A 25,039-nucleotide genomic window follows, 5' to 3' on the forward strand; every position below is an offset into this window, starting at 1 on the left:
TACCGTGCCAGACAAACGTACTGACGACCAGAGCGCGCCCGCCCGCCCGGTGTCTGCCGCAAAGCGAACCCGCGACGAGCGCGATAATTTCGACACGCAGGGTGACGACTACCACAGTGAGCTACCGCCGCACACGATCGACAACCTCGCCGCGTCATTGCCCGAGAGCCTGAGCGTTCCGATCGAGGTGACGTTCGGGCCCCGACGCTCGGTGGCTGCAGCCGTTCGGCCGTCTTTTGTAGCGGGCAACGGAATCGAGACAACGCGTATCGTGTCGGCCCCATCCACGCACACCGTCGAAATCTCAACGCCAGCGCCGACCCGAGCAGCCGGCGCCAGTTTTGCCATCGAATCACTTTCACGAGCGGATGCTGCCTCTTCTGTCCGGCGCGACCGCATCCGCACCGAAAACAGCACAGCCCCCGAGTCCGCGTCCATGCTCACGTCTGATCGCCTTCTCGCGGTCAACCGCAAGACCCGCAAAGCGCCGCAGGGCGTCTGGCCTGAATTTGTCTACGCGCTGACGCTGCACCTGGTCAACCTCGGTGACTCCGCCAAGGTGCGGGCATATAAAGAAATGGATGAGCGCATTCGTCGCCAGTTTGACGGCGGTACGCGGTTCGTGCCGATCCTCACCCGCAAGGGTGGCGTGGGCAAGACCACCGTCACGACCCTGCTCGGCATGGCCCTGGCCGACGCCCGCGACGACCGTATTATTGCCATCGACGCCAATCCCGACCGCGGCACGCTGTCCGAACGCGTCAGCAAGCAGACACGCTCGACTGTTCGCGACGTCGTCTCGAAGGCCGCGTCGATCGGCAACTTCACTGACTTTTCCTCTCTGGTCTCCCGCGACGAGACCCGCCTCGACATTCTCGCCTCCGATACCGACCCGTTGCTCTCGGAAGCATTCGATGAGAACGACTACAACGTCGTCGCCGATCTGGCCGCCCGGTACTACTCGATCGCGCTCACCGACTGCGGCACCGGCATCGTGCATTCGGTCATGCGGGCTACGCTGCAGCGCGCCGACTCCATCGTGATCGTCTCCGGCGGCAGCGTCGACGAGGCACGTTTGGCCTCTGAGACGCTCACCTGGCTCGAAGCAAACGGATACGGCGAGCTGGTGCGTAACGCGATCGTCGCGATCAACACGGCCACCCAGGGCACTAATCTGGTTCGGCTTGAAGAGATCGAGGCGCACTTTCGCTCCCGCGTGCGCGAAATCGTGCGGATTCCCTATGACCCGCAACTCGCCGCCGGCAGCGTCGTGTCGTACAAGGACCTGAAGCCGATCACTCGGCTGGCCGCACGCACCCTCGCCGAGCTCGTCGTTGAGGGCCTCCCCGCCGACCGCAACCTTTAGCCGGCCGCCGACTCACTCGCCGTTCACCAGCCGCCCTACCGAGGAGTTTCCCCGTGCCCGAACGCCAGATCCGTCTCTTCGGAGATCCGGTGCTGAAGACCGTCTCCGATCCCATCAACAGGATCGACGACCGGGTACGCGGCCTCGTACAGGACTTGATCGACAGCGTGCGACTGCCCGGTCGGGCCGGCGTTGCAGCGTCGCAGATCGGAACCAACCTGCGCGCCTTCAGCTACAACGTCGACGGTGTCATCGGCTACATTCTCAACCCCACGGTCGTCGAACTCTCCGGCGAACCCGAACTCGTCGACGAGGGCTGCCTCTCCGTTCCCGGCCTCTGGTACCCCACCAAGCGCTACCCGTTCGCCCGAGTCACCGGCATCGACCTCGACAACAATCCGGTCGAACTCTCCGGCACCGGCATCATGGCGCAAGCCCTGCAACACGAAACCGATCACCTCGACGGCTTTCTCTACATCGACCGCCTCGACAAAACCAACCGCAAGGCCGCGATGAAGGAAATCCGGGAGTCCACCTGGTTTTAGCCCCGCAATCACAGGTGGACCGAGCGAAGTCTCGAGTGCCTGTGAAATGAGGGCGGAGCCCAGCGGCCACGCTACTCGCGCAGCGAGATGCCCTCGGTCACCGGCGCCCCCGAATACATCGCGTCGATCTCGCCGGCGAAATCACGCAGAATAACGTTGCGTTTGATGCTCATTTTCGGCGTCAGGTGCCCGCTGTCCTCGGTGAGCTCAAGAGCGAGCACCGTGAATTTGCGAATCGACTCCGCCCGCGACACACCCTCGTTGGCATGGTCGACTGCGCGCTGGACTTCGGCGAGCACGGCTTTGTTGACGGATGCCTGCGCGAGCGACATGCCGGCATCCTCGCGGTTGTTGTTGAGCCAGACCGGCAGCATGTCGGGGTCGAGGGTGATGAGCGCGCCGATGAACGGCTTTTGGTCGCCCACAACGATGACCTGGCTGATGAGCGGATTCGCGCGAATGGGGTCTTCCAGGGCGGCCGGTGCCACGTTCTTGCCACCGGCTGTGACGATGATCTCTTTCTTACGCCCGGTGATGGTGAGATAGCCGTCGGAATCGAAGTCGCCGATGTCGCCGGTCTTCAACCATCCGTCGTTAAAAGTGTCTGCGGTGGCCTGTGGGTTATTCCAGTACTCCTTGAAAACGTTGACGCCCTTGACCTCGATCTCGCCGTCGTCCATGACGCGCACCGAGACGCCGGGCAGTGGGGGTCCGACGGTGCCGATCTTAGCCCGCGTAGCCAGGCCCACATTGGCGGGGGCAGTCGTTTCGGTCAGGCCGTAGCCCTCCAGAATGACGATGCCGAGGCTCTTGAAGAAGTGGCCGAGGTGGGCGCCGAGCGGGGCGGAGCCGGAGACCGCCCAGACGACCTTGCCGCCCATGGCCGCACGCAATTTGCTGTAAACCAGCTTGTCGAACAGCGCGAATTTGATCTTCATCCCGAGCGGAATCGATGTTCCCGCCTGCACCAGCTGGGAATGCTCGACCGCCACATGCGCGGCAGCATCGAAGATTTTGCCCTTACCGCCGGCGATGGCCTTCTGCTGGGCCGAGTTGTAGACCTTTTCGAAGACCCGAGGTACCGCGAGTAAAAAGGTCGGTTGAAAGCTGCCCAGCGCGGCCAGGAGCGTCTTGGTGTCGCCCTGGTGGCCGACCCGCACCCCCGCGTGCACGCACAAGACCGAGATGAAACGCGCGAAGACGTGGGCGGTGGTGATGAACAAGAGGGTCGAGGCGCCTTCGGGGTGAACCAGTACCTCCTTGAGCGCGACCGCGGCATTGCGGCTGGTCTCGAGAAAGTTCGCGTGGGTGAGCACGCAGCCCTTGGGCTTGCCGGTCGAACCGGAAGTGTAGATGAGGGTCGCCATATCATCGCCCACGGCGAGATTACGGCGGCGTTCGATTTCCGCATCCGTCACGACGACGCCCCCGGCGACGAGCTTGTCGAGGTCGCCCAGATCGATCTGCCAGACCGAGCGGATGTCGGGCAGCTCCGGATGCACCTCATCAAAGCGGGCGAAGTGATCGGCGGTTTCGACGATGACCGCCATAGCGCCGGAGTCGCTCAGGTTCCACTGCACCTGTTTGGGTGAACTGGTCTCGTAGACCGGCACCAGAATTGCTCCGGCGAACCATACCGCGAAGTCGATCAAGGTCCACTCGTAGCGGGTCTTGCAGATGAGCCCGATCTTGTCGCCGGGCTCAATGCCGGCGGCAACGAAGCCTTTGGCCAACGCCACGACCTGCGCATGAAACTCCCGAGTGGTGACGGGTTGCCATTGGCCGCCACGTGGCAGTGAGAACAGTGCCAGATCGGGAGTCGCGGTAAGACGATCCATCAGAAGATCGGTGATGTTGGCGCCAGGATCGGCGGGAACGACGGCGGGCATATCAAACTGTTTCACGGCAACTCCTTTGGTACCGGCTGAACGTACCCACCGCGCAGTCGCGAGAGAATCCTTCGGTGAGCGGGTGTTTCGTCCAGCGGCAAACTGGTTTAGTACACTCTAGACGGTGTCCTGCGTGGCGGTCCGGCCCACGGACGCAGCTTTTCTCAGGCCGAGAAAGAAAGGTGGCCCGTGCGCGCCATAGGTATCGATATCGGGGGCACCAAAATTGCCGGAGCACTGGTCGACGAGGCGGGCACCATCATCCGGTCTGACCGGCAGCCGACCACGCCGGGCAACCCGGATGAGATCGAAGATGCCGTCGTGGCGATGGTGCTGGCGCTGTCCGAGGGCGAAGACGTTGTTGCTGCCGGGGTCGCTGCCGCCGGTTTCATCGACTCTGCCCAGTCGACCGTGTACTACGCACCGAATATCAACTGGCGCAATGAGCCGTTCCGCGACAAGCTCGAGGCTCGACTCGACCTGCCCATCATTATCGAAAACGATGCCAACGCGGCCGGCTGGGCAGAGTTTCGCTTTGGTGCCGGTCGCGCGTACACCGACATGGTCACCCTGACCGTCGGAACAGGCGTGGGCGGCGCGATCGTGACGGGCAACGCCCTGTTCCGCGGAGGTTTCGGCGCGGGCGCCGAACTGGGTCACCTCCGGGTCGTTCCGGACGGGCTTCCCTGTGGTTGCGGAGCCCATGGCTGCCTGGAGCAGTACGGCTCAGGTCGGGCGCTGCTGCGGATCGCCAACGAATTCGCCGATGCCGGCGGTATCGGCCTGGGCCTGGCCGCAGTCCGTGAACGACGCGGCAAACTCACCGGCAAAGAGGTGGGGCGGCTGATTCAGGACGGCGACGGCGGCGCTCTCGCGGCACTGCGTCAGCTGGGCGGTGCCCTCGGGCAAGCCTGCGCCAGCCTCGGCGCCGTGCTCGATCCGCAGGTGTTCGTGTTCGGCGGGGGAGTAGCCGCGGCTGGCGACCTGTTGCTCGAGCCGATTCGCGCGGCCTACCTCGATTTTCTCCCCGCCCGTGGCTACCATCCGGAAGCGGAGTTCGCCATTGCCCAGCTCGTCAATGACGCCGGTGTGGTCGGCGCGGCCGACCTCGCCCGAATACACGCGGTGCGCTGAACGGATGCCGTGGGCGGGGCCGGGCGCGGCATCTACTTTGCTGTGGCAGGCGGACTAAGCTTTCGAGGTCGGATAAAGGAGTGCGAATGTTCTATTGGGTCATGAAGAACATCGTCATCGGCCCGTTATTGCTCTCGCTGTTTCGCCCGTGGATCATCGGCCTGGAGAACATTCCGAGGACCGGCCCGGTGATCTTAGCCAGCAACCACCTGTCGTTCATCGACTCGGTGTTTCTGCCGCTCGTCGTGCCGCGCCGTGTTGCGTTTCTCGCCAAGAGCGACTATTTCACCGGCACGGGTCTCAAAGGCTGGGCCACGCGGCAGTTTCTCACCGCGGCGGGGCAGCTCCCCATCGATCGCTCCGGCGGTAAGGCCTCGGAGGATTCGCTGAACACCGGCCTGCGAGTGCTCGGCGAAGGCCGTATCCTCGGCATCTATCCCGAGGGCACCCGCAGCCCCGACGCTCGCCTCTATCGCGGACGCACCGGTGTGGCCCGAATGGTACTGGAATCGGGCGTGACGGTCATTCCGGTGGCCATGATCGATACCGAGAAGGCGATGCCGACCGGCACGCGCGTTCCCCGGGTGCGTCGCATCGGCATTGTGATCGGCAAACCGCTCGACTTCACCCGGTTCGCGGGCATGGCGGGGGACCGATTCGTCCTGCGCAGCGTCACCGACGAGCTCATGTACGAGTTGCAGCGACTGAGCACGCAGGAGTACGTCGACGTCTACGCTTCCTCGGTCAAGGAGAAGCGGGCCAGCCTTTCGCGATAAGCTGCCTGAAGTGCTGTCCGCGCTTGTGGCGGTGCAGCACCTCATCCATTTCGGGTCGGTACACGTTGTACGGCCCAGCAGAGAAAACAGGAACTATCCCGTGGTAGACCCCACCGAGCCCATCGTTGCCGCAGAAGCCTCTGTCATCACGGGACTCGACCACTGGCGCACGCTGCCGATCAAGCAGCAGCCCACCTGGCCCGACGCGGCCAAGGTGGCGGCGGCATCCGCCGAGCTGGAGACCCAGCCGCCGCTGGTTTTCGCCGGTGAGGTCGACATTCTGCGCGACCGGCTCGCTCAGGCCGCGGGCGGGCAGGGCTTTCTGCTGCAGGGCGGCGACTGCGCCGAGACCTTCAGCGGCGCCACGGCCGATCAGATCCGCAATCGCGTGAAAACCGTGCTGCAGATGGCCGTTGTGCTCACCTATGGTGCCTCGATGCCGGTGATCAAGATGGGGCGCATGGCCGGACAGTTCGCCAAGCCTCGCTCGAGCGACTTTGAGACGCGCGGCGACGTGACGCTTCCGGCGTACCGCGGCGACATCGTCAACGGGTACCCGTTCACGCCCGAGTCGCGCGAGGCCGACCCAGACCGGTTGGTCAAGGCGTACCACACGTCAGCTTCGACCCTCAATCTCATTCGCGCGTTCACGCAGGGTGGCTTTGCTGACCTGCGCCAGGTGCACAGCTGGAATCAGGGTTTTGCCGCTAACCCGGCCAACCAGCAGTACGAAAAAGTTGCCAAGGAGATCGACCGCGCGATCAAGTTCATGATCGCCTGTGGTGCTGACTTCGAGGCCATGCGTCGCACCGAGTTCTACACCAGCCACGAAGGCCTGCTGATGGACTACGAGCGGCCGATGACCCGCATCGACTCGCGCACCGGAACGCCGTACAACACCTCGGCCCACTTCATCTGGATCGGCGAGCGCACCCGCGACCTCGACGGCGCACACGTGGACTTTTTGTCACGCGTACGCAACCCGATCGGCGTCAAGCTCGGCCCGACCACCTCGACGGACGACATGTTGCGACTCGTTGACAAGCTCGACCCGAACCGCGAACCCGGCCGCCTGACCTTCATCACCCGCATGGGCGCCGGCAAGGTGCGCGACGCCCTGCCGCCGCTGCTCGAGGCCATCAAGGCCAGCGAAGCGACGCCGCTGTGGGTCAGCGACCCGATGCACGGCAACGGCGTCACCACGCCGACCGGTTACAAGACGCGTCGTTTCGACGACGTCGTCGACGAGGTCAAGGGCTTCTTCGAAGCACACCGTGCCGTTGGAACTCACCCCGGTGGAATCCATGTCGAGCTCACCGGCGACGACGTCACGGAGTGCCTCGGCGGTTCCGAGCACATCGACGAGGCCGCCCTGGCGACCCGGTACGAGTCGCTCTGCGACCCGCGCCTCAACCACATGCAGTCCCTCGAGCTCGCCTTCCTGGTGGCCGAGGAACTCGCCGCCCGCTAGCTCCTCTTCGGACGGGGCCCGGGCCCCGTCCGTGGGCCCAGTTTATAAACTGGGCCCACGGCCGTAAGGTGGGCCCGGGATCAGTCGCCCGGGATCAGTCGCCCGGGATCAGCCGAACGGGTTCGTCGGCTTGAGCGATATCGTGCTGCCCTTAGGCAATGACGTACCGGCTGCTGGATCTGTCGATGCTACCTGAATGAGCGAGGAGTAGATCGGTGCATCCGCGCCCGGGTTGTAGGTCAGTTTGAAGCCGAGCGCGGTCAGGGCGTTCTTGCCGTCGGTCCAGGACATGCCGACGACATTGGGCACTGTGACCGGCTCTGGGCCGCGGGAGATGACCAGGGTGAGGGTAGCGCCCGCGCGAATGGTGCCATCGGGCACCTGCGCGCCGATGACGTCGCCCTCCGCGATCGTGTCGCTGTACGTCTGCTCACCCGAGACCACGAGCAGGTTCTTGCCGACCAGAATGTCGGTGGCCTCGGCCACGGTCTTGCCGTCGACGTTGGGAATGGAGCCGAGCGACACGACGAGATTCACGGTCAGGCCTTCGAAGTACTCGCCGCCGGCCGATAGGTCGGCGCCATCAGATTCCTTGCTCGCCGAAATGAGTGATCCCTCGGCCACATCGCCGTTGAAGACCGGATCGACGCTGCCCACCACGGCTTTCAGATCGGTGATGGCAGCGGATGCCGCCTCCTGCGTCAAACCGGCCAGGGCGGGCAGCGTGATGGGCTGCAGGCCCTGGGAGACGATGATCGTGACCGTGCTGTCTTGCGGAACCCGGCTGCCGGTATCCGGATCGGTGCCGATGACGAGCCCCTCGGCGATCGTGGCGCTGAATGCGCCGCCGAGCTTCGGGATCAGACCGAGTTCGGTCAACTGCGTCGACGCTGCCTCGGGGGAGGCCGACACGAAGTTCGGGACGGACACGTCTGACCCCGGGCCCGAACCGAAATACCAACCGGTACCGCCAAGGGCAACGGCGATGAGAATAACGAGGGCGAAAAGCCAGAACCCGCGGCGCTTGCGCTTGTGTGCTTTCTGCGTCAGCAGGTCGCCGCTGTCGGGCGGATCGACCGGACCGGTGCCGACCGGGTGAATACCGAGCAAGGTCGCGGCGGGAGGTCTGGTGGAAGCGAGCTTGGCGCCGAGAACCTGCGTTTCGGCATCCGCAACAGCGTTCGCGCCGGTGCGCAGGCTGGCGGGCAGCACCATGGTCGACTGCAAAGCCAATTCCTGAGTACCGTCGCGTACCAGCGCGCTCACGTCATGCAGTTGATCGAGCATGACTCTGGCATCTCGGGGACGATCTTCTGGGTCGCGCGCAGTAGCCCAGAGCACGAGTTCGTCGAGTTCGCGGGGAACGGAGGCGACCTTGCTGCTCGGCATCGGCACGGTGTCGTTGGCGTGCTGGTACGCAATCTGCATCGGTGCCTCGCCCACATAGGGTTGCTCACCGGTGAGCATTTCGAAGGTCATGATGCCGAGGGCATAGATATCGCTGCGTGCATCCGCGATACCGCGGGTGACGAGCTCGGGAGAAAGATAGGCGATGGTTCCGAGCAGGGCCTGGCCGGTCGCGGTGTTGTTGTTGACCGCGCGCGCCAGGCCGAAATCGCTGATCTTGATGCGGCCGTCATCGGCGAGCAGCACGTTCTCGGGCTTGACATCGCGGTGCACGATACCCGCCTTGTGGGCGGCGGCCAGCCCGCTGAGCACGGCTTCGAGAATATCGAGCGTCTGCTCGGGGGTGAGGCGACCGTAATCCGTCAGCAGGTCCCGAAGGGTGATTCCGGGAAGGTACTCCATCACGAGATAGGCCATGTCCGCGTCCTGACCCTGGTCGAAGACGTTCACGACGTTGGGGTGGGCGAGCCGGGCGGCCGACCGGGCCTCCTGAATGAAGCGGACCTTGAACGCGCTGTCGTCGGCGAGATGGCCATGCATGATCTTGATCGCGACCCGGCGTTCGAGGCGCAGATCGGTGGCCAGGTAGACCGTGGCCATGCCGCCGCGCGCGATACGCGAGCGCACTTGATACCGGCCGTCAATAAGACGGCCTATCATCGGGTCGGTCGCAGGAACGCTCACTCCTAGATTCTACGGAAATCGGCGGCGGCCAAGGCGCGCGGCGCGCAGAAGGGCGCCAGCCAAGTCGGGGGCCACAGGGTCAACTGCCAAGCTAGCCGATTTGGGACAGCCATGCCTGCGCTGACGTTTCCCACTTGGCGTAATAGTCCGGGTAGGCCGATATTTGCACGGCCTGGGCAGCTTGGGTCACAGTCATCGACTCCCAACCCGCGATATCGAGCAGACCGCGGGTCACGTCCGGGTTCGGGTTGCTTGCCCCGCCGAAAAAGGCGAGGCTGGCCCGCACGGGATCCATCACCTGCTCCGGCGTACCCCAGCCGGCACTCGGGCGTTGTTGGAACAGGCCGAGGGAATCCCGATCGCCGTAGTCCACATTCCGCAGCCCGGATTCCTGGGCGGCCGCGGCCAGTGCGACGACGAGACCGGCATCGCTCACACCGGCTCCCCGCCCAACGGCCACGATCGTCTGGGCGTTCTGCCGCATCTCCTCTGACATGGGAGTCACGAGACCCGCCGTCGCCACGGGAATTAGTGCAGCTGCTGAGACGGATGCCGGTGCCGGCGTGACCGGCAGAGTCAAGACCTGTCCCGGATAGATGATGCTCGACCAGCCCAGGCCATTAGCGTCGAGCACCGCCTGCACGCTCACCCCGGCCGCGTCAGCCACTGCGGTGATGGTGTCGCCCATGGCGATGGTATGGGTGGCTGCTGCGGCGATCTCGGTGACCGGCACGACATACGCCGCCGACTCCAGCGCTGGAGACGCCGCGAGGAGGATGAGCTGTCCGGGGTAGATGACGCTGCGCCCGTTCAGTCCGTTGGCGCTGAGAATGTCGGCGGTCTTCAGCGAATGGGCGGCAGCGATGCCGCTGATGGTGTCGCCGCTTTGCACCGAGTACGAAGCGGATGCTGCCGGCGCGGCCACGACGGTGGCTGGCGCCGCCGCCGGGGCCAGGGTCAAAACCTGGCCCGGAAAGATCAGGGCCCGGGAATCGAGACCGTTCAGTGCCAGCACGACCGCCGTCGACAAGCCGAACCGGGCAGCGATGCCGCTCACGGTGTCGCCATCCACGACCGAGTACCGGGCAGGGGCAACCTGGACGGCGGCGGCCACCGCGGCCACCATTCCTACGGGGCTGGTCTCGGCGAGCTTGGACTTGAGCGGCTTCTTCGCCAAGGCCTGTGCCTGGGCTGGAGCGGCCAGGTTGAGGCTGATCGCGAGGGTACTGACCAGCACGATTGGCACGGTCATCGCTGCCGCGAGGGACCGCCGGTCACTGGGCTTCTTCGCACGCCGCTTTGCCGCGGCGTCGATACCGACGAAGCTGCGACCGGAGACGGCGACGCTGCCTGCGTCGTCAACGGCCGCATTTCGAGCGGCGGATGCCGCGGCATCCGCCGTATTCGTGTTCACCTTGGTCGACATGGTGCTCCGTTCATTGTGCGCACGCGCGTGATCCAGATAGCGGGTACAGCTTCGGGTCGAATGCAGCATTCCCCACAGCGAGGTTTTCACAATTATGAGAGGGAGTCAATTGACCAGGCGACCTGAGATGGCCCGTTCACGACTAAATAGTGCCGTGAAGTTTTGCCGCGGCCCCAAATCGTGGGAAGCTAAACGCGTGAGTGACGTGTCTTCAGAGCCCGAGTGGCTTACTATTCCTGCCCTAGTCAACCTGCTCGGAATGAGCCAGAGCCGCGTGCGGCACCTGATCGATGACAAATACCTCCTGGCCATCCGGCGCGACAACGTCGTGTCGGTTCCGGCCCTGTTCCTGCGAGACGGCGCTCCCGTACCCGAACTTCGCGGCACGCTGTTCGTGCTGGCCGACGACGGATTCACGGACATGCAGGCCATGACCTGGCTACTCGAGGTCGACGACAGCCTGGGGGTGCCGCCGATCGAAGCCCTCCGAGCCGGCCGCAAGGCCGAAGTGCGTCGGGTCGCCCAAGCCCTGGCTTAGACAGCGGTTCGACTCAACAGGCCGGCGTACTGCCGCTGCCGATCAAAACGCTCGACGCGTCACCCGATCGGTCAACTCCAGCAACTTCTGCCGGGCACGGGTGCCGATGGGCGCGCTGTGCAGAGCAGCCAGGGCCTCGGTAACCTGGGATTCGATGAGCGCCTCGACCCGGTCGACGGCGCCACTGGCTGTGATGAGCTGCTGCAGGGAACGAATCTGTGTGGCATCGAGCGTTGGGTCACCGAGCTGGGAATCGAGCGATGCTCGGTCGGTGGCAGTCAGGCGTTCCCGTGCCAGTGCGATCAACACCGTGCGCTTGCCCTCTGTCAGGTCGTCGCCGCTTGGCTTGCCGGTCACGGCGGCGTCGCCGAACACACCGAGCAGGTCGTCGCGCAGCTGGTACGCCATGCCCAGCGGCAGGCCGAATGCGCGCAGCGAGTTCAACTGAACGGTCGAGGCGCCCGCGAGCGCTGCACCAATCACGAGCGGTGCTTGAACGCTGTACTTCGCCGACTTGTAGACGATCACGCGCAGGGCCCGATCGAGGAGTTCCGCCTCCGGCTGGGCCAGCCAGGCGCGTTCCTCGAGAATGTCGAGGTATTGACCGGCCGTGACCTCGGTGCGCATGAAGTTGAACTCGAGCCTGGCACGCCGGGCGGAGGCCCGATCGGCGAGCTCCTCGAGCCCCTCGTCGAGCAGCTCATCGCTCCAGCCCAGCAGCAGGTCGCCGAGCAGAATGGCCGACGCCCGGCCATATGAGGCGGGGTCACCGGCCCAGCCCTCATGCTCGTGCAAGCGTTCGAATAATTTATGGGCGCTCGGCGCACCTCGACGGGTATCGGAATTGTCGATGATGTCGTCGTGCACGAGCGCTGCCGCGTGAAAAATTTCGAGGGCACTGGCGGCTGACACGATTGCGCCCAACCCGGCCGGGGCCGTCAAGCCCGCCGTCGGCCTGACCTGTTCCGGGCCGGAATCAGGCGGTAAAACGCTCTGCGCCCCCCAGTAACAGAACTGCGCTCGGAACCGTTTTCCACCGCTGAGAAACTGCCGTGAGTAGTCGACGAGTGCAGTCAAATCGGAGCTGATCAGAGTCACAATTGGCTCGCGGGACATGAGGTACGCGTCGATGCGAGATTGAACCAAGTCGACCAGGCGTTTGCTTTCAGGCACACGTGTAGCCTAGCCATCCCGGCGGGGCTAGAATTAGGCTAGTCGAGCTTGCCCGGTGCGAATTTGTCAAACCACCCGCTCGATCCCGTAACTGGAGGGAATGAGATGCCGCTTTCGGAACAGGAGCAGCGACTCCTTGAAGAGATGGAGCGCAGCCTTTATCACAACGATGCCGACTTTGTCGCCAGCGTCGGAGTGTCCAGGCTTCGCCCGAACTATCGTTCTATCGCGCTCGGTGTGCTGCTCGCCGTAGCTGGCATCGTCGCCCTCATCGCCGGCGTCGCCATTGCGCAGCTCTGGCTCGGCATCCTCGGCTTCGTCATTATGTTCGGCGGCGTTCTCATCGCCGTGACTCCCGGCCGGGCCATTCGTTCGGTGCCCGGACCGTCGTCGCCCGGTCGTCGCCCGGCCCAAGCCAAGTCCAACCAGGGCTTCATGGATCGGTTGAATGACCGTTGGGACCGACGGCAAGACGGGCAGTAATCTCAACCGACTCCAGCCCTCCACCGCGCTCCGAAAGTTCAAAAACTCGCAGTTCGGAAGGGCCGATCATCTGATCGGCCCTTTTTTTGTGCCCAAAAAGGCGCTGTCAGCATGCGTTCCTGACCATGCTGCTCCATTTTCCTCCACCGTTACTCTTCAATGATTTGCTGTGCACGGGACGCTTTTTTGAGAAAAGATCTCAAAAAAACTTAGGTCAGTGGATGAAGGTGGAGTAAAGTGGAGTCACACCTGAATCTGGCCGGAAGAAAGGGGTGCGCGTGTTTCTTGGCACCTACGCCCCCCGGCTCGACGAAAAAGGTCGCATCATTCTTCCCGCGAAGTTTCGGGATGAACTCTCCACCGGTGTGGTGATGACGCGGGGACAGGAACACTGCATCTACGTGTTCAGCACCCGCGAATTCGAAACGCTGCATGACAAAATCCGCCAGGCACCCGTCACGAGCAAGCAGGCTCGGGACTACCTCCGGGTGTTTTTGTCGGGCGCGAGCTCGGAAACACCGGATAAACAAAACCGCGTCACCATCCCCGGCAACCTCCGCAGTTATGCGGGACTCGACCGGGAATTGACCGTCATCGGTGCTGGCAGCCGAGTCGAGATTTGGGACAGCGAAGCGTGGGCCACGTACCTCGCCGAGCAGGAAACCTCGTACGCCAACACGACGGAGGAGGTGATTCCGGGACTCTTCTAGCCCCTGGCGCCTGACTCCCCGCCGTTTTTGCCCTGACACACTTCCCCCGTGCCAGGTCGAAATGGAGGGGAATCAGGCTTCACGGACTAGCCCGGCATTATGGCTAGCAACGAAATTCACACCCCGGTACTGCTCGAACGCTGTGTTGCGCTGCTTGCCCCGGCGCTCACAAAACCCGGCGCCGTTCTCGTCGACGCAACACTCGGCATGGGGGGCCACGCCGAGGCGATCCTGGCGCGTTTCCCTGAACTGACCCTGGTTGGACTAGACCGCGACACCGAAGCCCTCGCCATCGCCGAGGAACGCCTCAAGGCCTTCGCCGGCCGGGTGCACCTGGTGCACACCGTCTATGACGGTATCGGCGAAGCCCTCGATGGCCTCGGCATCAGTGAGGTTGCAGGAGTGCTCTTCGACCTTGGTGTCTCCAGCTTGCAGATCGATCGCGTCGAACGTGGTTTCTCCTATTCAAAAGATGCCCCGCTCGACATGCGCATGGACGGCACCGCTGGCCTGACCGCTGAGAGCATCCTCGCCGATTACAGCGAACGCGATCTCAAACGTATCTTCCAGGACTACGGCGAAGAGAAACTTTCCGCCCGCTACGCCAAGGCCATCGTCGAAGCCCGCGAAACGACTCCCTTCGTTCGGTCAGCGCAACTGGTCGACGTCATCACCAAGGCCACCCCGGTCGCCGTCCAGCGCCTCGGTCACCCCGCCAAGCGTGTGTTCCAGGCGCTGCGCATCGAGGTCAACTCGGAACTGGCCGTACTGGAACGGGCCATTCCGGCCGCGCTCGACCGCGTGCAAGTCGGCGGCCGCATCGTTGTCATGGCCTACCAGTCGCTCGAGGACCGCATCGTCAAGCGGGCCTTCGCCGCGGCATCCGGCTCGACAGCGCCCGCCGGTCTTCCCGTGGAACTGCCCGAACACAAACCACTCTTCACCCTTTTGCTGCGCGGCGCTGAACTGGCCTCCGACGAAGAAAAAGCATTCAACCCCCGCGCGACGCCGGTTCGACTGCGCGCCGCTGAACGATTGAGAAGGGCCGCCGCATGAGCGACAACCTGGCACGCGTGTCATTTTCAATCGAACGCGAACCCTACGCGGCGCCGGCACGGCGTGGGTTTCGTCTGGTCTCAGCGGCTCCGAATCGCCGCACGCGCCCGCGCATCTTCTATGCTCTCACCGCGGTGGCCGGCATGGCAGCCATCATCGTGGCCCAGCTGTTGCTCAGTGTCGGCATCTCCCAGGGTGCCTATGAAATCTCCAGCCTGCAGTCGAGCCAGTCCGAGCTCGGCCGCACGGCCGCCAGTGTGAGTGAAGACCTCGTACGGGTCTCCTCCCCGCAGAGCCTTGCTGCCAATGCCGAGGGCCTGGGTATGGTCAGCAATTCCAACCCCGTCTACCTCCGTTTGTCCGACGGGGCCGTTCTGGGCGCTCCCGCGTCAGCGTCGGGCTCGCAGGCCGGAGCGGCCAGTCTTGTTCCCAACTCCCTGTTGGCTGGCAGTACCCCGCTCTCTGCGCTTCCGAAGGACACGACGGGGACGGGCGAAACCCTGGCGATCACGAGCGCACCGGTAGTTCCGGCGGGACTCGCGGCGCCCACTACCCGATAGTTTCCCCGAGTCGACAATGATGGGCAGATGAGCGTGCGCAACAGCAGTGCCCGACAGACCGGAGCCCGAACCAACCCGACCAATTCCCGGTCCAGCCGTCGACGCACTTTCTTCACCCTCGTCGTGCTGTTCGCCGTGATCGGCGTGTTCCTGGTTCGGCTCGTCGATATCCAGGTGGTGCAGGCTGATTCGCTCACCGCCGACTCCGTGGGAAACCGCTCGGTGGGCCAGGTCGTCTATGGCTCGCGCGGTGAGATCGTCGACGCCAACGGCGTCGTGCTGGCGGGGACGGTCATGCGCTACAACATCACCATGTCCCCGGTGAACGCAACGCCTTTCAAACGCACCGTTGACGGCAAGAAGGTTGTCATCTCGGTGGCTGAGGCCGCCGCCGAAATCGGTGCGGCAACCGGTCAAACCGGTGACGCCATCCTGCTGACCATTGGGGCCGCCCTCGAAGCCAACGCCAAGGCGAATTTCGCCTATATCGCCCAGAAAGTCGATGTCGACGTGCTGCGGGCCGTACAGGAACTGCACATTCCCTGGACCTATTCGGAGAACAGCCCGAGCCGGGTGTACCCGAACGGGGCCGTTGCCGGCAACATGCTCGGTTACCTGTCGGGGGAGGGCGTGCCGCAGGCCGGCCTCGAATCCGGACAGAACACCTGCCTGGGCTCGACCAACGGCTCAGAAACCTACGAGAAGGGTGCCGATGGCGTGCGCATCCCCGGCAGCAGCGTCACGAGTACCGAGGCCGTCGATGGCGGCGACGTCATCACCACCATCGACTCCGATCTCAACTGGTTCGTGCAGCAGACCCTCGCCGCGCGGGCGCAGGAGACCGGGGCAGCGTGGGCGACCGCGGTCGTGCAGGATGTCAAGACCGGCAAGCTCCTTGCCGTGGCCGACTATCCCTCGGTCGACCCGAACAACGTCGGCGGAACCAAGAACCCGGAAGATCGCGGTTCCCGCGCCTTCACTCAGTCCTTCGAACCGGGCTCGACCTTCAAGGCGCTCACCATGGCATCCGTTCTCGACGCTGGGGCGGCCACCCTCGAGACCGGGATCGTCGCGCCCTACCGGTACCTGCCGGCCAACGGTGCCAACATCAACGACAGCCACGCGCACCCGGATCAGCACATGACCCTCACCGGCGTGCTGATTGACTCAAGCAACACCGGCATGTCCAAGTTCGGTGAGAAACTCACCGACCAGCAACGGTACGACTACATGACAGCGTTCGGCGTTGGCACGCCCACCGAGACCGGCTTTCCCCGAGAAGATGGCGGCATTCTGCATCCGGTCGACGAGTGGGACAACCAGACCAGCTATGCCACGATGTTCGGGCAGGGCCTCACGACGACCGCGCTGCAGGTCGCGAGCATCTATCAAACCATCGCCAACGACGGCGTGCGCATGCCGGTGCAGCTGGTCGAGGGCTGCCGCCAGGCCGACGGCACCATGGCCAACGTGCCAGACCAGGTCGGCACGCGGGTGCTGTCGGAGAAGGCAGCCCAGGACACCAGCGACGTGCTCGAAATGGTGTATCAGAAAAGTTGGGTGCAGAGTAAATGGAACATTCCCGGCTATCGGGTCGCCGCCAAGACCGGAACCGCGCAGATGCCGGATGGCCAGGGTGGGTACTCCAACGGGTATCTGGTATCGGTGTCGGGCTACGCTCCGGCCGACGATCCGCAGTATGTCGTCTCGGTCAGCATCGCCGACCCTGTTAAACTGAATACATCTGCCGCACCGGCTCCGGTCTTCCAGGAGATCATGAGTCAGGTGTTGAAAAAGTACCGGGCGGTTCCCTCAGGCGCGACTGCGCCTGACCTCCCTTCCACCTGGTAAGAAAGCGAGCCCTGCGTGTCTGAACCGGCGCCGTCGGCTCTCCGTCCCGAGCATCCCGTTCCGCGGTCGTTGTCGGGATTGGTTGCCGAATTTGATCTAGAACTGCGTGGAGACATCGATGGTCTCGAAGTCACCGGAGTGAGCTTGAGCTCGAGCTCGGTGCAACCCGGCGACCTCTATGTCGGCGTTCCCGGCGCGCGCCTGCACGGCGCGACCTTCGCTGCTGCCGCCGCCGAGGCCGGGGCGGTGGCCATTTTGACCGACGAGGCCGGAGGGGTGCTCGCTGCAGCCAGCGGTCTGCCGGTTTTGGTCACACCGGATGCCCGCGCCGCGCTGGGCGCCGTCGCGGCCTGGATTTATCGCACCGATGACAATCCGGCGACCCTGTTCGCGGTCACCGGCACCAACGGCAAGACCAGCGTCGTCTACCTGTTGTTCGGCATTCTGAACCAACTCGGCGTCGTCTCCGGGCTCACCTCGACTGCCGAACGCCGTATCGGCGATCTAGCCGTCACGAGTTCCCTGACCACGCCCGAGGCCAGCGAACTGCACGCCTTGTTAGCCCGTATGAACGAGGCCGAGGTACGTGCCGTCGGCATCGAGGTTTCGGCGCAAGCCCTCAGTCGCTACCGGGTAGACGGTCTCGTCTTCGATATCGCTGCGTTCACCAACCTCAGCCACGACCACCTCGACGACTACCCGGCGATGGATGACTACTTCCAGGCGAAGCTGGAGCTGTTCCAGCCCGACCGGTCGCACCGAGGTGTCGTCACCGTCGACACCGAGTGGGGGCGGCGCCTCGCCGACGAATGTCGCATCCCGGTGACGACCATCAGCAACCTGGCCGACGTCGACGCCGACTGGCACATGAGCGTTGTGGGGGAGTCCGCCACGCATACCGACTTCGTGCTCGAGGGCCGGGGCGGCCGTCGCCTGCAGACCCGGGTGCCGCTGCTCGGCTGGTACATGGCCGCCAACGCCGCGCTGGCCATCGTCATGCTCGTGGAAAGCGGATTCGACCTCGGCGCCATCCAGCACACACTGAACCGCGACGGTGGCATTGTCGCGTTCATCCCCGGCCGCGCGGAGCGCATCTCCGGTGATCGCGGGCCGCTGGTCTATATCGATTATGGGCACAGCCCCGATGCCTTCCTCAATACGCTCGCGGCCCTGCGCAAATTCACGCCGGGTAAACTCATCATGCTGTTCGGCGCCGACGGCGACCGCGACACCACCAAACGCGCCGATATGGGCCGGATCGCCGCCGAGGGCAGCGATATCGTGGTGGTGACCGACTTTCATCCGCGGTTTGAAGATGCCGCGAGCATCCGTGCTGTTTTGTTGAAAGCAGCGCGCGAAGCCGTGCCAGACGGCGAGTTCTACGAAGTGGCCAACCCACGTGCGGCATTCCGCACGGCGCTGTCACTCGCACACGAAGGAGACACCATTCTGTACGCCGGCCCAGGCCACGAGGACTACCACGAGGTACAAGGCGTGAAACTGCCGTATTCGGCCCGGGATGACTCCCGCCAGGCTCTGCGCGATGCGGGGTGGCTGTAAATGATCGCCCTCTCCCTGGCCGATATCAGCAAGGTCGTCGACGGGGCGCTGCACCTCGCCGGCGCCTCCTCGGCCACTGACCTCGTTGACGGTTCGGTGCAGACCGACTCCCGGCTGGTCGAACCCGGCTCCATCTTCATCGCCAAGCCCGGCGCGGTCACCGACGGACACCTGTTCGCGCCCGCCGCCGCAGCCTCGGGGGCCGCGCTGCTCATCGTGGAACGGCTGCTCGACCTGCCGGTCACTCAGATCGTCGTGGCCGACGCCGTTGCAGCGCTCGGCGCCCTGGCCTCCGCCGTTGTCGCCAGGGTGCGCTCCGCGGGGAAGCTCAAGATCGTTGCCGTCACCGGTTCCAACGGCAAAACCACCACCAAGAACCTGCTGCGCAGCATGTTCGAGCGGGTCGGCGTCACCGTCGCCCCGCAGGGCTCTTTCAACAACCAGGTCGGGGCGCCGATGACGATGCTCGAGGTCACCGACGACACCCGTTTTCTGGTGATCGAGATGGGCGCCAGTAGCGAGGGCGCCATCGCGAACCTTGTGCGCCTGGTACGACCCGATGTGGGCATCGTGCTCACCATCGGCCTCGCCCACGCCGGTGAATTCGGCGATCTTGACGCCACCGTGCGGGCCAAGTCCGCGATGGTCACCGACCTGCTTCCAACGGATGTCGCGGTGCTGAACGCCGACGACCCGCGCGTCGCGCAGATGGCCGCGATCACCCCGGCGCGCATCGTGCGATTCGGCGAGTATGGCCAGGTCGACGTGCGTGCAAGCGACCTGCACTCCGGTCGCACGGGAACGACGTTCACCCTGCACCTCGCCGACGGGCAGAGCGCCCCGGTCGTGTTCCCGGTGCTCGGTGAGCACCACGTCATGAATGCCCTCGCTGCGGCGGCCGCCGCCGAGGTACTCGGGGTGTCGCTTGGTGATATCGTCGCCGCGCTGCAAGCCACCACACGGGCCGAACGCTGGCGCATGGAGGTGCTCGGCGGTAAGGACAACGTCACGATCATCAATGACGCCTATAACGCGAGCCCCGACTCGATGAGCGCAGCGCTCAAGACGCTTGCCCAGATCGCTACTCCCGGCTGCCGAACCATCGCGGTGCTCGGCGAGATGGCCGAACTCGGCGAACTGGCCGGTGAAGAGCACGATCGCATCGGGCTACTCGCTGTGCGACTGAACATCTCCCAGATGATAGTGGTGGGCCAGCGAGCCCGCCGAATGCATATCAGCACGATCAACGAGGGTTCGTGGGACGGCGAGTCGGTCTATGTCGACACGCCGGACGAAGCCTTCGAACTGGTGCGCAGCAGCGTGAATCCGGGGGACACCGTGCTCGTGAAGTCATCCAACTCAGCGGGTCTGCGATTTCTCGGTGATCGACTGGGAGACTTGTTCTCGTGAGAGTTCTGCTGCTGTCCGGAGCGTTTTCGCTAGCGTTCACGCTGTTTCTGACGCCGCTGTTCATTCGATTATTCAAGAAGCTCGGCTGGGGCCAGTTCATTCGAGACGACGGCCCCAAGAGTCACCACGCCAAGCGCGGTACCGCCACCATGGGTGGAATCATCATCATTCTGGGCGTACTGATCAGCTATTTCACGGCCATGCTGATCGAGCAACGACCGTTCACCCCGTCACCGTTGCTCGTCTTGTTCATGATGGTGGGCCTCGGGCTGGTTGGTTTTATCGACGACTTTCTGAAGACCCGCCACCAGCGCAGCCTGGGGCTCGGTGGCTGGTCCAAGGTTCTCGGGCAGGTCATCGTCGCCGGGGCTTTCGGCGTTCTGTCGCTGCAATTCGTCGACCGCAACGGCCAGACACCCGCTTCGACGAGCATTTCGTTCATTCGCGACCTACCCCTCGACTTCATGAAACTGGGCACGTTCATCGGCATCGCCGTGTTCCTGCTCTGGATCTGCCTGATCGTGGCCGCGACCTCGAACGGCGTCAACGTCGCTGACGGCCTCGATGGCCTCGCTACGGGGGCATCCACTTTCGCCATTGGGTCTTTTGTGGTGATCGGCTTCTGGCAGTCCAACCAGAGCTGCTTCGGAGGATCAGATGCCGCTGACCAATACAAGTGCTATCTCGGTCCCGATTCCTTTGACCTGGCCATCGTCGCGGCGACTATCGTCGGTGGCCTGATCGGTTTTCTCTGGTGGAATACCTCGCCGGCCAAGATCTTTCTGGGCGATACCGGTTCGCTCGCCCTCGGCGGGGCGCTGGCCGCCCTCGCGATTCTCAGCCGCACCGAATTGCTCCTCGTACTCATCGGCGGCCTGTTCGTGATGGAAGCCGGATCGGTGATCGTGCAGCGTGCCTACTTTAAAATCACCCACGGTAAACGCATCTTCCTGATGAGTCCGATCCATCACCACTTCGAGCTCAAGGGTTGGGCCGAAGTCACAGTCGTCGTGCGATTCTGGATCATCGGCGGCCTGCTCGTCGCGGCCGGTGTCGGCTCGTTCTACCTCGAGTGGTTGTCGCGCTAATGGGTGATGTCAATCTGTTTAGAAACAACCGACTCGACGAACTCACCAGCTGGCACGCTGACTGGAACGGGCTGCGCGTGGCCGTACTCGGACTCGGCGTGACCGGTTTTGCCGCCGCTGACACCCTCGCTGAACTCGGCGCCGACGTGCTCGTGCTGGCGTCAACCGGGCCCGACGAACGATTCGACCTGCTCACGGTGCTCGGAGTGCCGTTTGTGCAGGCTGACCTGCGTGAGGTGCCTGCTGAACTGACAGCACAGAGGCCGGACGTGATCATCGTGTCGCCCGGCTTCCATCCCGATCACCCGCTGCTCATCTGGGCGGCGGAGAACCAGGTTCCCGTCTGGGGTGACATCGAACTCGCCTGGCGGCTGCGCGACAAGGTCGGCGTTCCCGCCGAGTGGATACTCGTCACCGGCACCAACGGCAAGACCACGACCGTGCAGCTCACCGCCACCATGCTCGCCGCCCACGGCAGCCGCGTCGCCCCCTGCGGCAACATCGGCGTGCCCGTGCTCGATGCCATTCGCGATCCCGCCGGCTGGGATGTGCTCGTCGTCGAACTGTCCAGCTACCAGTTGCACCACCTGCCGCAGAGCGGTCCGGGCGCCCTGGCCCCCTGGGCAAGTCTCTGCCTCAATGTCGCTGACGACCACCTGGACTGGCATGGTTCGGCGGCCGCATACCGCGCGGCAAAAGCCAAGGTGTACCTGAACACCGCGGCTGCCTGCGTCTACAACACAGCGGATGCTGCCACCCGGCAAATGGTTCAGGAAGCCGACGTGCAAGATGGTGCCCGGGCGATCGGTTTCGGCCTGGGCGTGCCGGGGCCGAGCGAATTGGGCATCGTCGACGGCATCGTCTGCGACCGGGCCTTCCTTCCGGACCGGTTCGAACGTGCCCTCGAACTGACCACCGTTCCCGACCTCGTCGCGGCCGGCCTCGGCGCCCCGCACGTGATCATGGACGTGCTCGCCGCGAGCGCGCTGGCCCGGTCGTACGGCGTACTGCCGGCCACCATCCACACGGCACTGGAGACCTTCCATCTCGACGCGCACCGCATCGAGACCGTGGCCATTGGGGACGGCGTGGAATGGGTCGACGATTCCAAGGCGACTAATCCGCACGCCGCCGATGCCTCCCTGGCCGCTTATGAGTCGGTCGTCTGGCTCGTCGGCGGGCTGCTCAAGGGGGTCGACATCGATCAGCTCGTGCACAAGCACGTGGGTCGCCTGCGCGGCGCGATCATCATCGGCGTCGATCGCCTGGCATTACGCCAGGCATTCGCGCGACACGCCCCTGACCTGACCGTGTTCGAGATCGACCCGGACGACACTGTATCGAACGGGAACGAACAGGTGATGACGGTGGCGGTGCGGCTCGCTGCCGGGATCGCCAGGACCGGAGACACGGTGCTGCTTGCACCGGCTGCCGCGTCGATGGACCAGTTCGAGAGTTATGTCGAACGCGGCCGGCTTTTCAATCAGGCAGTACACGATTTTCTAGGCAGGTGACGCGGATGGTTCAGGTGCCGCGTAACCCCGCATCACGCACCACGTCACGCCCGGCCGTCCACACCGTGCCTGCTTCCGGGCGCCAGACGCTGGCATCCGCCCAACCGACAAAGCCGGAAACGCCGGGAGGACCCCAAGTTCGCATCAACCTCGGTCGGGTGTTCAAAGCTGAGGGTGGCAACTACTTTCTACTGCTGGGCACCACGCTGTTTCTGGTCATCTTCGGCCTCATCATGGTGCTGTCGTCGTCGTCGGTCGACTCCTTCCTGGCTGACATGGGTTTCTTCGGCGGGCTGCTGCGTCAGGGGATGTTCGCGCTGATCGGCATTCCACTCATGCTCGTCGTCAGCCGGCTGCCGCTCGCGTTCTGGCGGCGCGTGGCCTGGCCGTCGCTGTTGATCACCTGTTTCTTTCAATTTCTGGTGGTGGCCACCGGACTCGGCCGCGGCACCGGAGGCAACACCAACTGGCTGAACATCTTCGGTATCCAGTTTCAGCCGTCTGAGGGTATCAAGGTGGCACTGGTCATCTGGCTCGGCATGATCCTGTCGAAAAAACAACACCAACTCGACGACTGGAAGCACGTGTTCATTCCCGTGTTCGGGGTCGGCGGCGGGGCAGTGCTGCTCGTCATGATGGGCGGTGACCTCGGAACCGCCATGATCATGGCCGGCATACTTTTCGGCGCACTGTTCTTCGCTGGCGTCAAACTGCGGCTGCTCGCCGTGCCGCTTTTGATCGGTGTCGGTGGCGCTATCGTGCTGGCCATTGTGAGCCCCAACCGCATGACCCGCATCACGAGCTTTCTCAACGAGAGTTGCACGCAACTGAGTGGGGAGATCTCCAACAGCTGCTGGCAGCCGCTGCACGGCACCTGGGCGCTGGCCAACGGTGGAATCCTCGGCGTAGGCCTCGGCAACTCCAAGGCCAAATGGTCGTGGCTGCCGGCGGCCGACAACGACTATATCTTCGCCATCATCGGCGAAGAGCTGGGCCTGATCGGTTGCATCGTCGTGCTGGGCATGTTCATTCTGTTGGCCTTCGCCTTCCTCCGCATCATGCGTTCGGTCACGACCGTGCAGGCCAAGGTTTCCGTCGCCGCCACCATGGTCTGGATCATCGGCCAGGCCTTCGTCAATATCGGCGTGGTGCTCGGGGTGTTTCCCGTGTTGGGCGTACCGCTGCCGCTCATCTCGGCCGGTGGCACGGCCCTGCTCACGACCCTCGTAGCGATCGGTATTGTGCTCTCTTTCGCGCGTCGCGACCGCTCGAGCGAAGCACAGAACGATTTCCACGACACCGACTTCATCGAGGCGCACCGGGCATGACCACGTACCTTCTGGCGGGCGGCGGAACCGCCGGCCACGTCAACCCCCTACTCGCCGTCGCCGACCGCATCCGCGCCACTGAAGCGGATGCCACGGTGCTGGTTCTCGGCACCGCTGAAGGCCTCGAATCCCGCCTGGTCCCGGCCCGCGGCTACGAACTCATCGTCGTTGCCCGGGTGCCGTTTCCGCGCCGCCCGAATCGAGCCGCCATGCGTTTTCTACCGCGGTTCAATGCGGCCGTGCGAACGGTGACCGACGTGATCCGTTCGCGCCGGGTCGACGTGGTCGTCGGCTTCGGGGGTTACGTTTCGACACCGGCATACCTCGCGGCCCGCCGTGCCGGCGTGCCGATCGTTATTCACGAGGCCAACGCCAGGCCGGGACTGGCCAACAAGCTCGGGGCGCGCTTGACCCGGCACGTCGGCGTCGCGTTCGCCGGTACCCCGATTCGGCACGCCCGGTTCGTGGGCATGCCGCTGAGACCGGAGATCGAACGACTCGACCGGACGAAGGCCCGGCCCGACGCTCTCGCGTTCTTCGGTCTCGTCCAAGAACGCCCCGTGCTGCTCGTCACCGGCGGGTCACTCGGTGCCCGCAAGCTCAACGCCACCATGGTCGCTGCAGCGCGGGACCTCGTCGCGGCGGGCTGGCAAGTACTGCACATTACCGGGTCGAAGGCTGAGGTCACCGACCCACGGCTGCCGAACTACCACTTGCTCGAATACTGCGACCGCATGGATCTCGCCCTTGCGGCGGCTGATTTTGCCGTAACCCGGGCGGGAGCTGCCACCGTGAGCGAATTGTGTGCGCTCGGGATTCCGGCCGTATACGTGCCATACCCGGTCGGCAATGGCGAACAGCGTTTCAACGCTGCACCGGTGCTGGCGGCCGGTGGCGGCATTCTGATCGATGATAAGGACTTCGTGCCGGCTTTTGTTCAGGCTGAGCTGGTGACCCTGTTGGGCGACCGGGCGCACGTGGCGGCTATGGCGCGGGCGGCGGCATCCGTGGGCGCGCTCGACGGAACGATCCAGATGGTCGACCTGATTCACGAGGCGCTCACGACCTGA

21 protein-coding genes are annotated in these 25,039 nt (G+C 64.3%); 17 read left to right on the forward strand and 4 right to left on the reverse strand.

Features of this window, described 5'->3' with window-relative positions; translation table 11 throughout:
* The first annotated feature begins 4 nt into the window (after positions 1–4).
* Together E3T27_RS13715 and def are read left to right on the forward strand one after the other, a co-directional pair.
* Complete coding sequence (locus tag E3T27_RS13715; protein ID WP_233200583.1) at positions 5–1,366, forward strand: MinD/ParA family ATP-binding protein; 1,362 nt, start codon at positions 5–7, stop codon at positions 1,364–1,366.
* A 53-nt stretch (positions 1,367–1,419) separates the two neighbouring features.
* Positions 1,420–1,911: a peptide deformylase gene (gene def, locus E3T27_RS13720; protein ID WP_104196183.1), complete on the forward strand. Its 492-nt coding sequence runs from the start codon at positions 1,420–1,422 to the stop codon at positions 1,909–1,911.
* Between the two features lie 71 nt (positions 1,912–1,982).
* Here def and E3T27_RS13725 read toward each other — a convergent pair whose 3' ends face one another.
* Positions 1,983–3,815 carry an AMP-dependent synthetase/ligase gene (locus E3T27_RS13725; protein WP_134573387.1) on the reverse strand — a complete coding sequence of 611 codons (1,833 nt, stop codon included), beginning with the start codon at positions 3,813–3,815 and terminating at the stop codon, positions 1,983–1,985.
* 174 nt (positions 3,816–3,989) lie between these two features.
* Here E3T27_RS13725 and E3T27_RS13730 point away from each other — a divergent pair, with 174 nt between their 5' ends.
* The 3 genes from E3T27_RS13730 to E3T27_RS13740 all read left to right on the forward strand — a co-directional run bounded on the left by E3T27_RS13730 (position 3,990) and on the right by E3T27_RS13740 (position 7,181).
* On the forward strand, positions 3,990–4,934 hold the full coding sequence (locus tag E3T27_RS13730) for an ROK family glucokinase (protein WP_104196185.1): 945 nt from the start codon (positions 3,990–3,992) through the stop codon (positions 4,932–4,934).
* A gap of 86 nt (positions 4,935–5,020) precedes the next feature.
* The gene (locus E3T27_RS13735) at positions 5,021–5,710 is read left to right on the forward strand and encodes a lysophospholipid acyltransferase family protein (RefSeq protein WP_104196186.1); all 690 of its coding nucleotides are present in this window, start codon (positions 5,021–5,023) and stop codon (positions 5,708–5,710) included.
* A 100-nt stretch (positions 5,711–5,810) separates the two neighbouring features.
* Positions 5,811–7,181 carry a class II 3-deoxy-7-phosphoheptulonate synthase gene (locus E3T27_RS13740; protein ID WP_104196187.1) on the forward strand — a complete coding sequence of 457 codons (1,371 nt, stop codon included), beginning with the start codon at positions 5,811–5,813 and terminating at the stop codon, positions 7,179–7,181.
* A 108-nt stretch (positions 7,182–7,289) separates the two neighbouring features.
* On the opposite strand, the gene pknB is transcribed toward E3T27_RS13740, so the two are convergent.
* Positions 7,290–9,272, reverse strand: a complete 1,983-nt coding sequence (gene pknB, locus E3T27_RS13745; RefSeq protein ID WP_134573389.1) for a Stk1 family PASTA domain-containing Ser/Thr kinase — start codon at positions 9,270–9,272, stop codon at positions 7,290–7,292.
* A gap of 91 nt (positions 9,273–9,363) precedes the next feature.
* On the reverse strand, positions 9,364–10,698 hold the full coding sequence (locus tag E3T27_RS13750) for a LysM peptidoglycan-binding domain-containing protein (protein WP_241992259.1): 1,335 nt from the start codon (positions 10,696–10,698) through the stop codon (positions 9,364–9,366).
* Between the two features lie 205 nt (positions 10,699–10,903).
* Between E3T27_RS13750 and E3T27_RS13755 the strand changes: the two genes are divergently transcribed.
* A complete protein-coding gene (locus E3T27_RS13755; RefSeq protein ID WP_369831124.1) occupies positions 10,904–11,236 on the forward strand; it encodes an Rv2175c family DNA-binding protein in 333 nt (110 codons plus the stop codon).
* Positions 11,237–11,278: 42 nt separating this feature from the next.
* Here E3T27_RS13755 and E3T27_RS13760 read toward each other — a convergent pair whose 3' ends face one another.
* Complete coding sequence (locus E3T27_RS13760) at positions 11,279–12,409, reverse strand: polyprenyl synthetase family protein (protein WP_104196190.1); 1,131 nt, start codon at positions 12,407–12,409, stop codon at positions 11,279–11,281.
* A gap of 105 nt (positions 12,410–12,514) precedes the next feature.
* Here E3T27_RS13760 and E3T27_RS13765 point away from each other — a divergent pair, with 105 nt between their 5' ends.
* The 11 genes from E3T27_RS13765 (at position 12,515) to E3T27_RS13815 (ending at position 25,039) form a co-directional block, all read left to right on the forward strand.
* The gene (locus E3T27_RS13765; RefSeq protein WP_104128429.1) at positions 12,515–12,892 is read left to right on the forward strand and encodes a DUF3040 domain-containing protein; all 378 of its coding nucleotides are present in this window, start codon (positions 12,515–12,517) and stop codon (positions 12,890–12,892) included.
* Between the two features lie 278 nt (positions 12,893–13,170).
* The gene (gene mraZ / locus E3T27_RS13770) at positions 13,171–13,602 is read left to right on the forward strand and encodes a division/cell wall cluster transcriptional repressor MraZ (RefSeq protein WP_092110083.1); all 432 of its coding nucleotides are present in this window, start codon (positions 13,171–13,173) and stop codon (positions 13,600–13,602) included.
* Between the two features lie 99 nt (positions 13,603–13,701).
* A complete protein-coding gene (rsmH, locus tag E3T27_RS13775) occupies positions 13,702–14,658 on the forward strand; it encodes a 16S rRNA (cytosine(1402)-N(4))-methyltransferase RsmH (RefSeq protein ID WP_134573391.1) in 957 nt (318 codons plus the stop codon).
* Positions 14,655–15,218 carry a cell division protein FtsL gene (gene ftsL, locus E3T27_RS13780; RefSeq protein ID WP_134573393.1) on the forward strand — a complete coding sequence of 188 codons (564 nt, stop codon included), beginning with the start codon at positions 14,655–14,657 and terminating at the stop codon, positions 15,216–15,218. Before rsmH ends, ftsL begins: the two co-directional genes overlap by 4 nt.
* A 27-nt stretch (positions 15,219–15,245) precedes the next feature.
* Complete coding sequence (locus tag E3T27_RS13785) at positions 15,246–17,069, forward strand: peptidoglycan D,D-transpeptidase FtsI family protein (protein WP_134573395.1); 1,824 nt, start codon at positions 15,246–15,248, stop codon at positions 17,067–17,069.
* A 15-nt stretch (positions 17,070–17,084) separates the two neighbouring features.
* A complete protein-coding gene (locus tag E3T27_RS13790) occupies positions 17,085–18,629 on the forward strand; it encodes a Mur ligase family protein (RefSeq protein WP_134573397.1) in 1,545 nt (514 codons plus the stop codon).
* The gene (locus E3T27_RS13795; protein ID WP_134573399.1) at positions 18,630–20,039 is read left to right on the forward strand and encodes a UDP-N-acetylmuramoyl-tripeptide--D-alanyl-D-alanine ligase; all 1,410 of its coding nucleotides are present in this window, start codon (positions 18,630–18,632) and stop codon (positions 20,037–20,039) included.
* Positions 20,036–21,127: a phospho-N-acetylmuramoyl-pentapeptide-transferase gene (gene mraY, locus E3T27_RS13800; protein WP_134573401.1), complete on the forward strand. Its 1,092-nt coding sequence runs from the start codon at positions 20,036–20,038 to the stop codon at positions 21,125–21,127. The genes E3T27_RS13795 and mraY overlap by 4 nt, the downstream gene beginning before the upstream one ends.
* Positions 21,127–22,641: a UDP-N-acetylmuramoyl-L-alanine--D-glutamate ligase gene (gene murD, locus E3T27_RS13805; RefSeq protein ID WP_134573403.1), complete on the forward strand. Its 1,515-nt coding sequence runs from the start codon at positions 21,127–21,129 to the stop codon at positions 22,639–22,641. The genes mraY and murD overlap by 1 nt, the downstream gene beginning before the upstream one ends.
* Positions 22,642–22,646: 5 nt before the next feature.
* Positions 22,647–23,969: a putative lipid II flippase FtsW gene (ftsW, locus tag E3T27_RS13810; RefSeq protein WP_134573405.1), complete on the forward strand. Its 1,323-nt coding sequence runs from the start codon at positions 22,647–22,649 to the stop codon at positions 23,967–23,969.
* The gene (locus tag E3T27_RS13815; protein WP_134573407.1) at positions 23,966–25,039 is read left to right on the forward strand and encodes a UDP-N-acetylglucosamine--N-acetylmuramyl-(pentapeptide) pyrophosphoryl-undecaprenol N-acetylglucosamine transferase; all 1,074 of its coding nucleotides are present in this window, start codon (positions 23,966–23,968) and stop codon (positions 25,037–25,039) included. Before ftsW ends, E3T27_RS13815 begins: the two co-directional genes overlap by 4 nt.

The organism is Cryobacterium lyxosi, assembly GCF_004403345.1.
Lineage (GTDB): Bacteria > Actinomycetota > Actinomycetes > Actinomycetales > Microbacteriaceae > Cryobacterium > Cryobacterium lyxosi.

Excerpts from the sequence above, each read along its gene's own strand:
- E3T27_RS13735 (WP_104196186.1), top strand. The coding sequence starts at position 5,021 with ATGTTCTATTGGGTCATGAAGAACATCGTCATCGGCCCGTTATTGCTC.
- E3T27_RS13750 (WP_241992259.1), bottom strand. The coding sequence starts at position 10,698 with ATGTCGACCAAGGTGAACACGAATACGGCGGATGCCGCGGCATCCGCC.
- E3T27_RS13765 (WP_104128429.1), top strand. The coding sequence starts at position 12,515 with ATGCCGCTTTCGGAACAGGAGCAGCGACTCCTTGAAGAGATGGAGCGC.
- rsmH (WP_134573391.1), top strand. The coding sequence starts at position 13,702 with ATGGCTAGCAACGAAATTCACACCCCGGTACTGCTCGAACGCTGTGTT.
- ftsL (WP_134573393.1), top strand. The coding sequence starts at position 14,655 with ATGAGCGACAACCTGGCACGCGTGTCATTTTCAATCGAACGCGAACCC.
- E3T27_RS13785 (WP_134573395.1), top strand. The coding sequence starts at position 15,246 with ATGAGCGTGCGCAACAGCAGTGCCCGACAGACCGGAGCCCGAACCAAC.
- E3T27_RS13795 (WP_134573399.1), top strand. The coding sequence starts at position 18,630 with ATGATCGCCCTCTCCCTGGCCGATATCAGCAAGGTCGTCGACGGGGCG.
- murD (WP_134573403.1), top strand. The coding sequence starts at position 21,127 with ATGGGTGATGTCAATCTGTTTAGAAACAACCGACTCGACGAACTCACC.
- ftsW (WP_134573405.1), top strand. The coding sequence starts at position 22,647 with ATGGTTCAGGTGCCGCGTAACCCCGCATCACGCACCACGTCACGCCCG.
- E3T27_RS13815 (WP_134573407.1), top strand. The coding sequence starts at position 23,966 with ATGACCACGTACCTTCTGGCGGGCGGCGGAACCGCCGGCCACGTCAAC.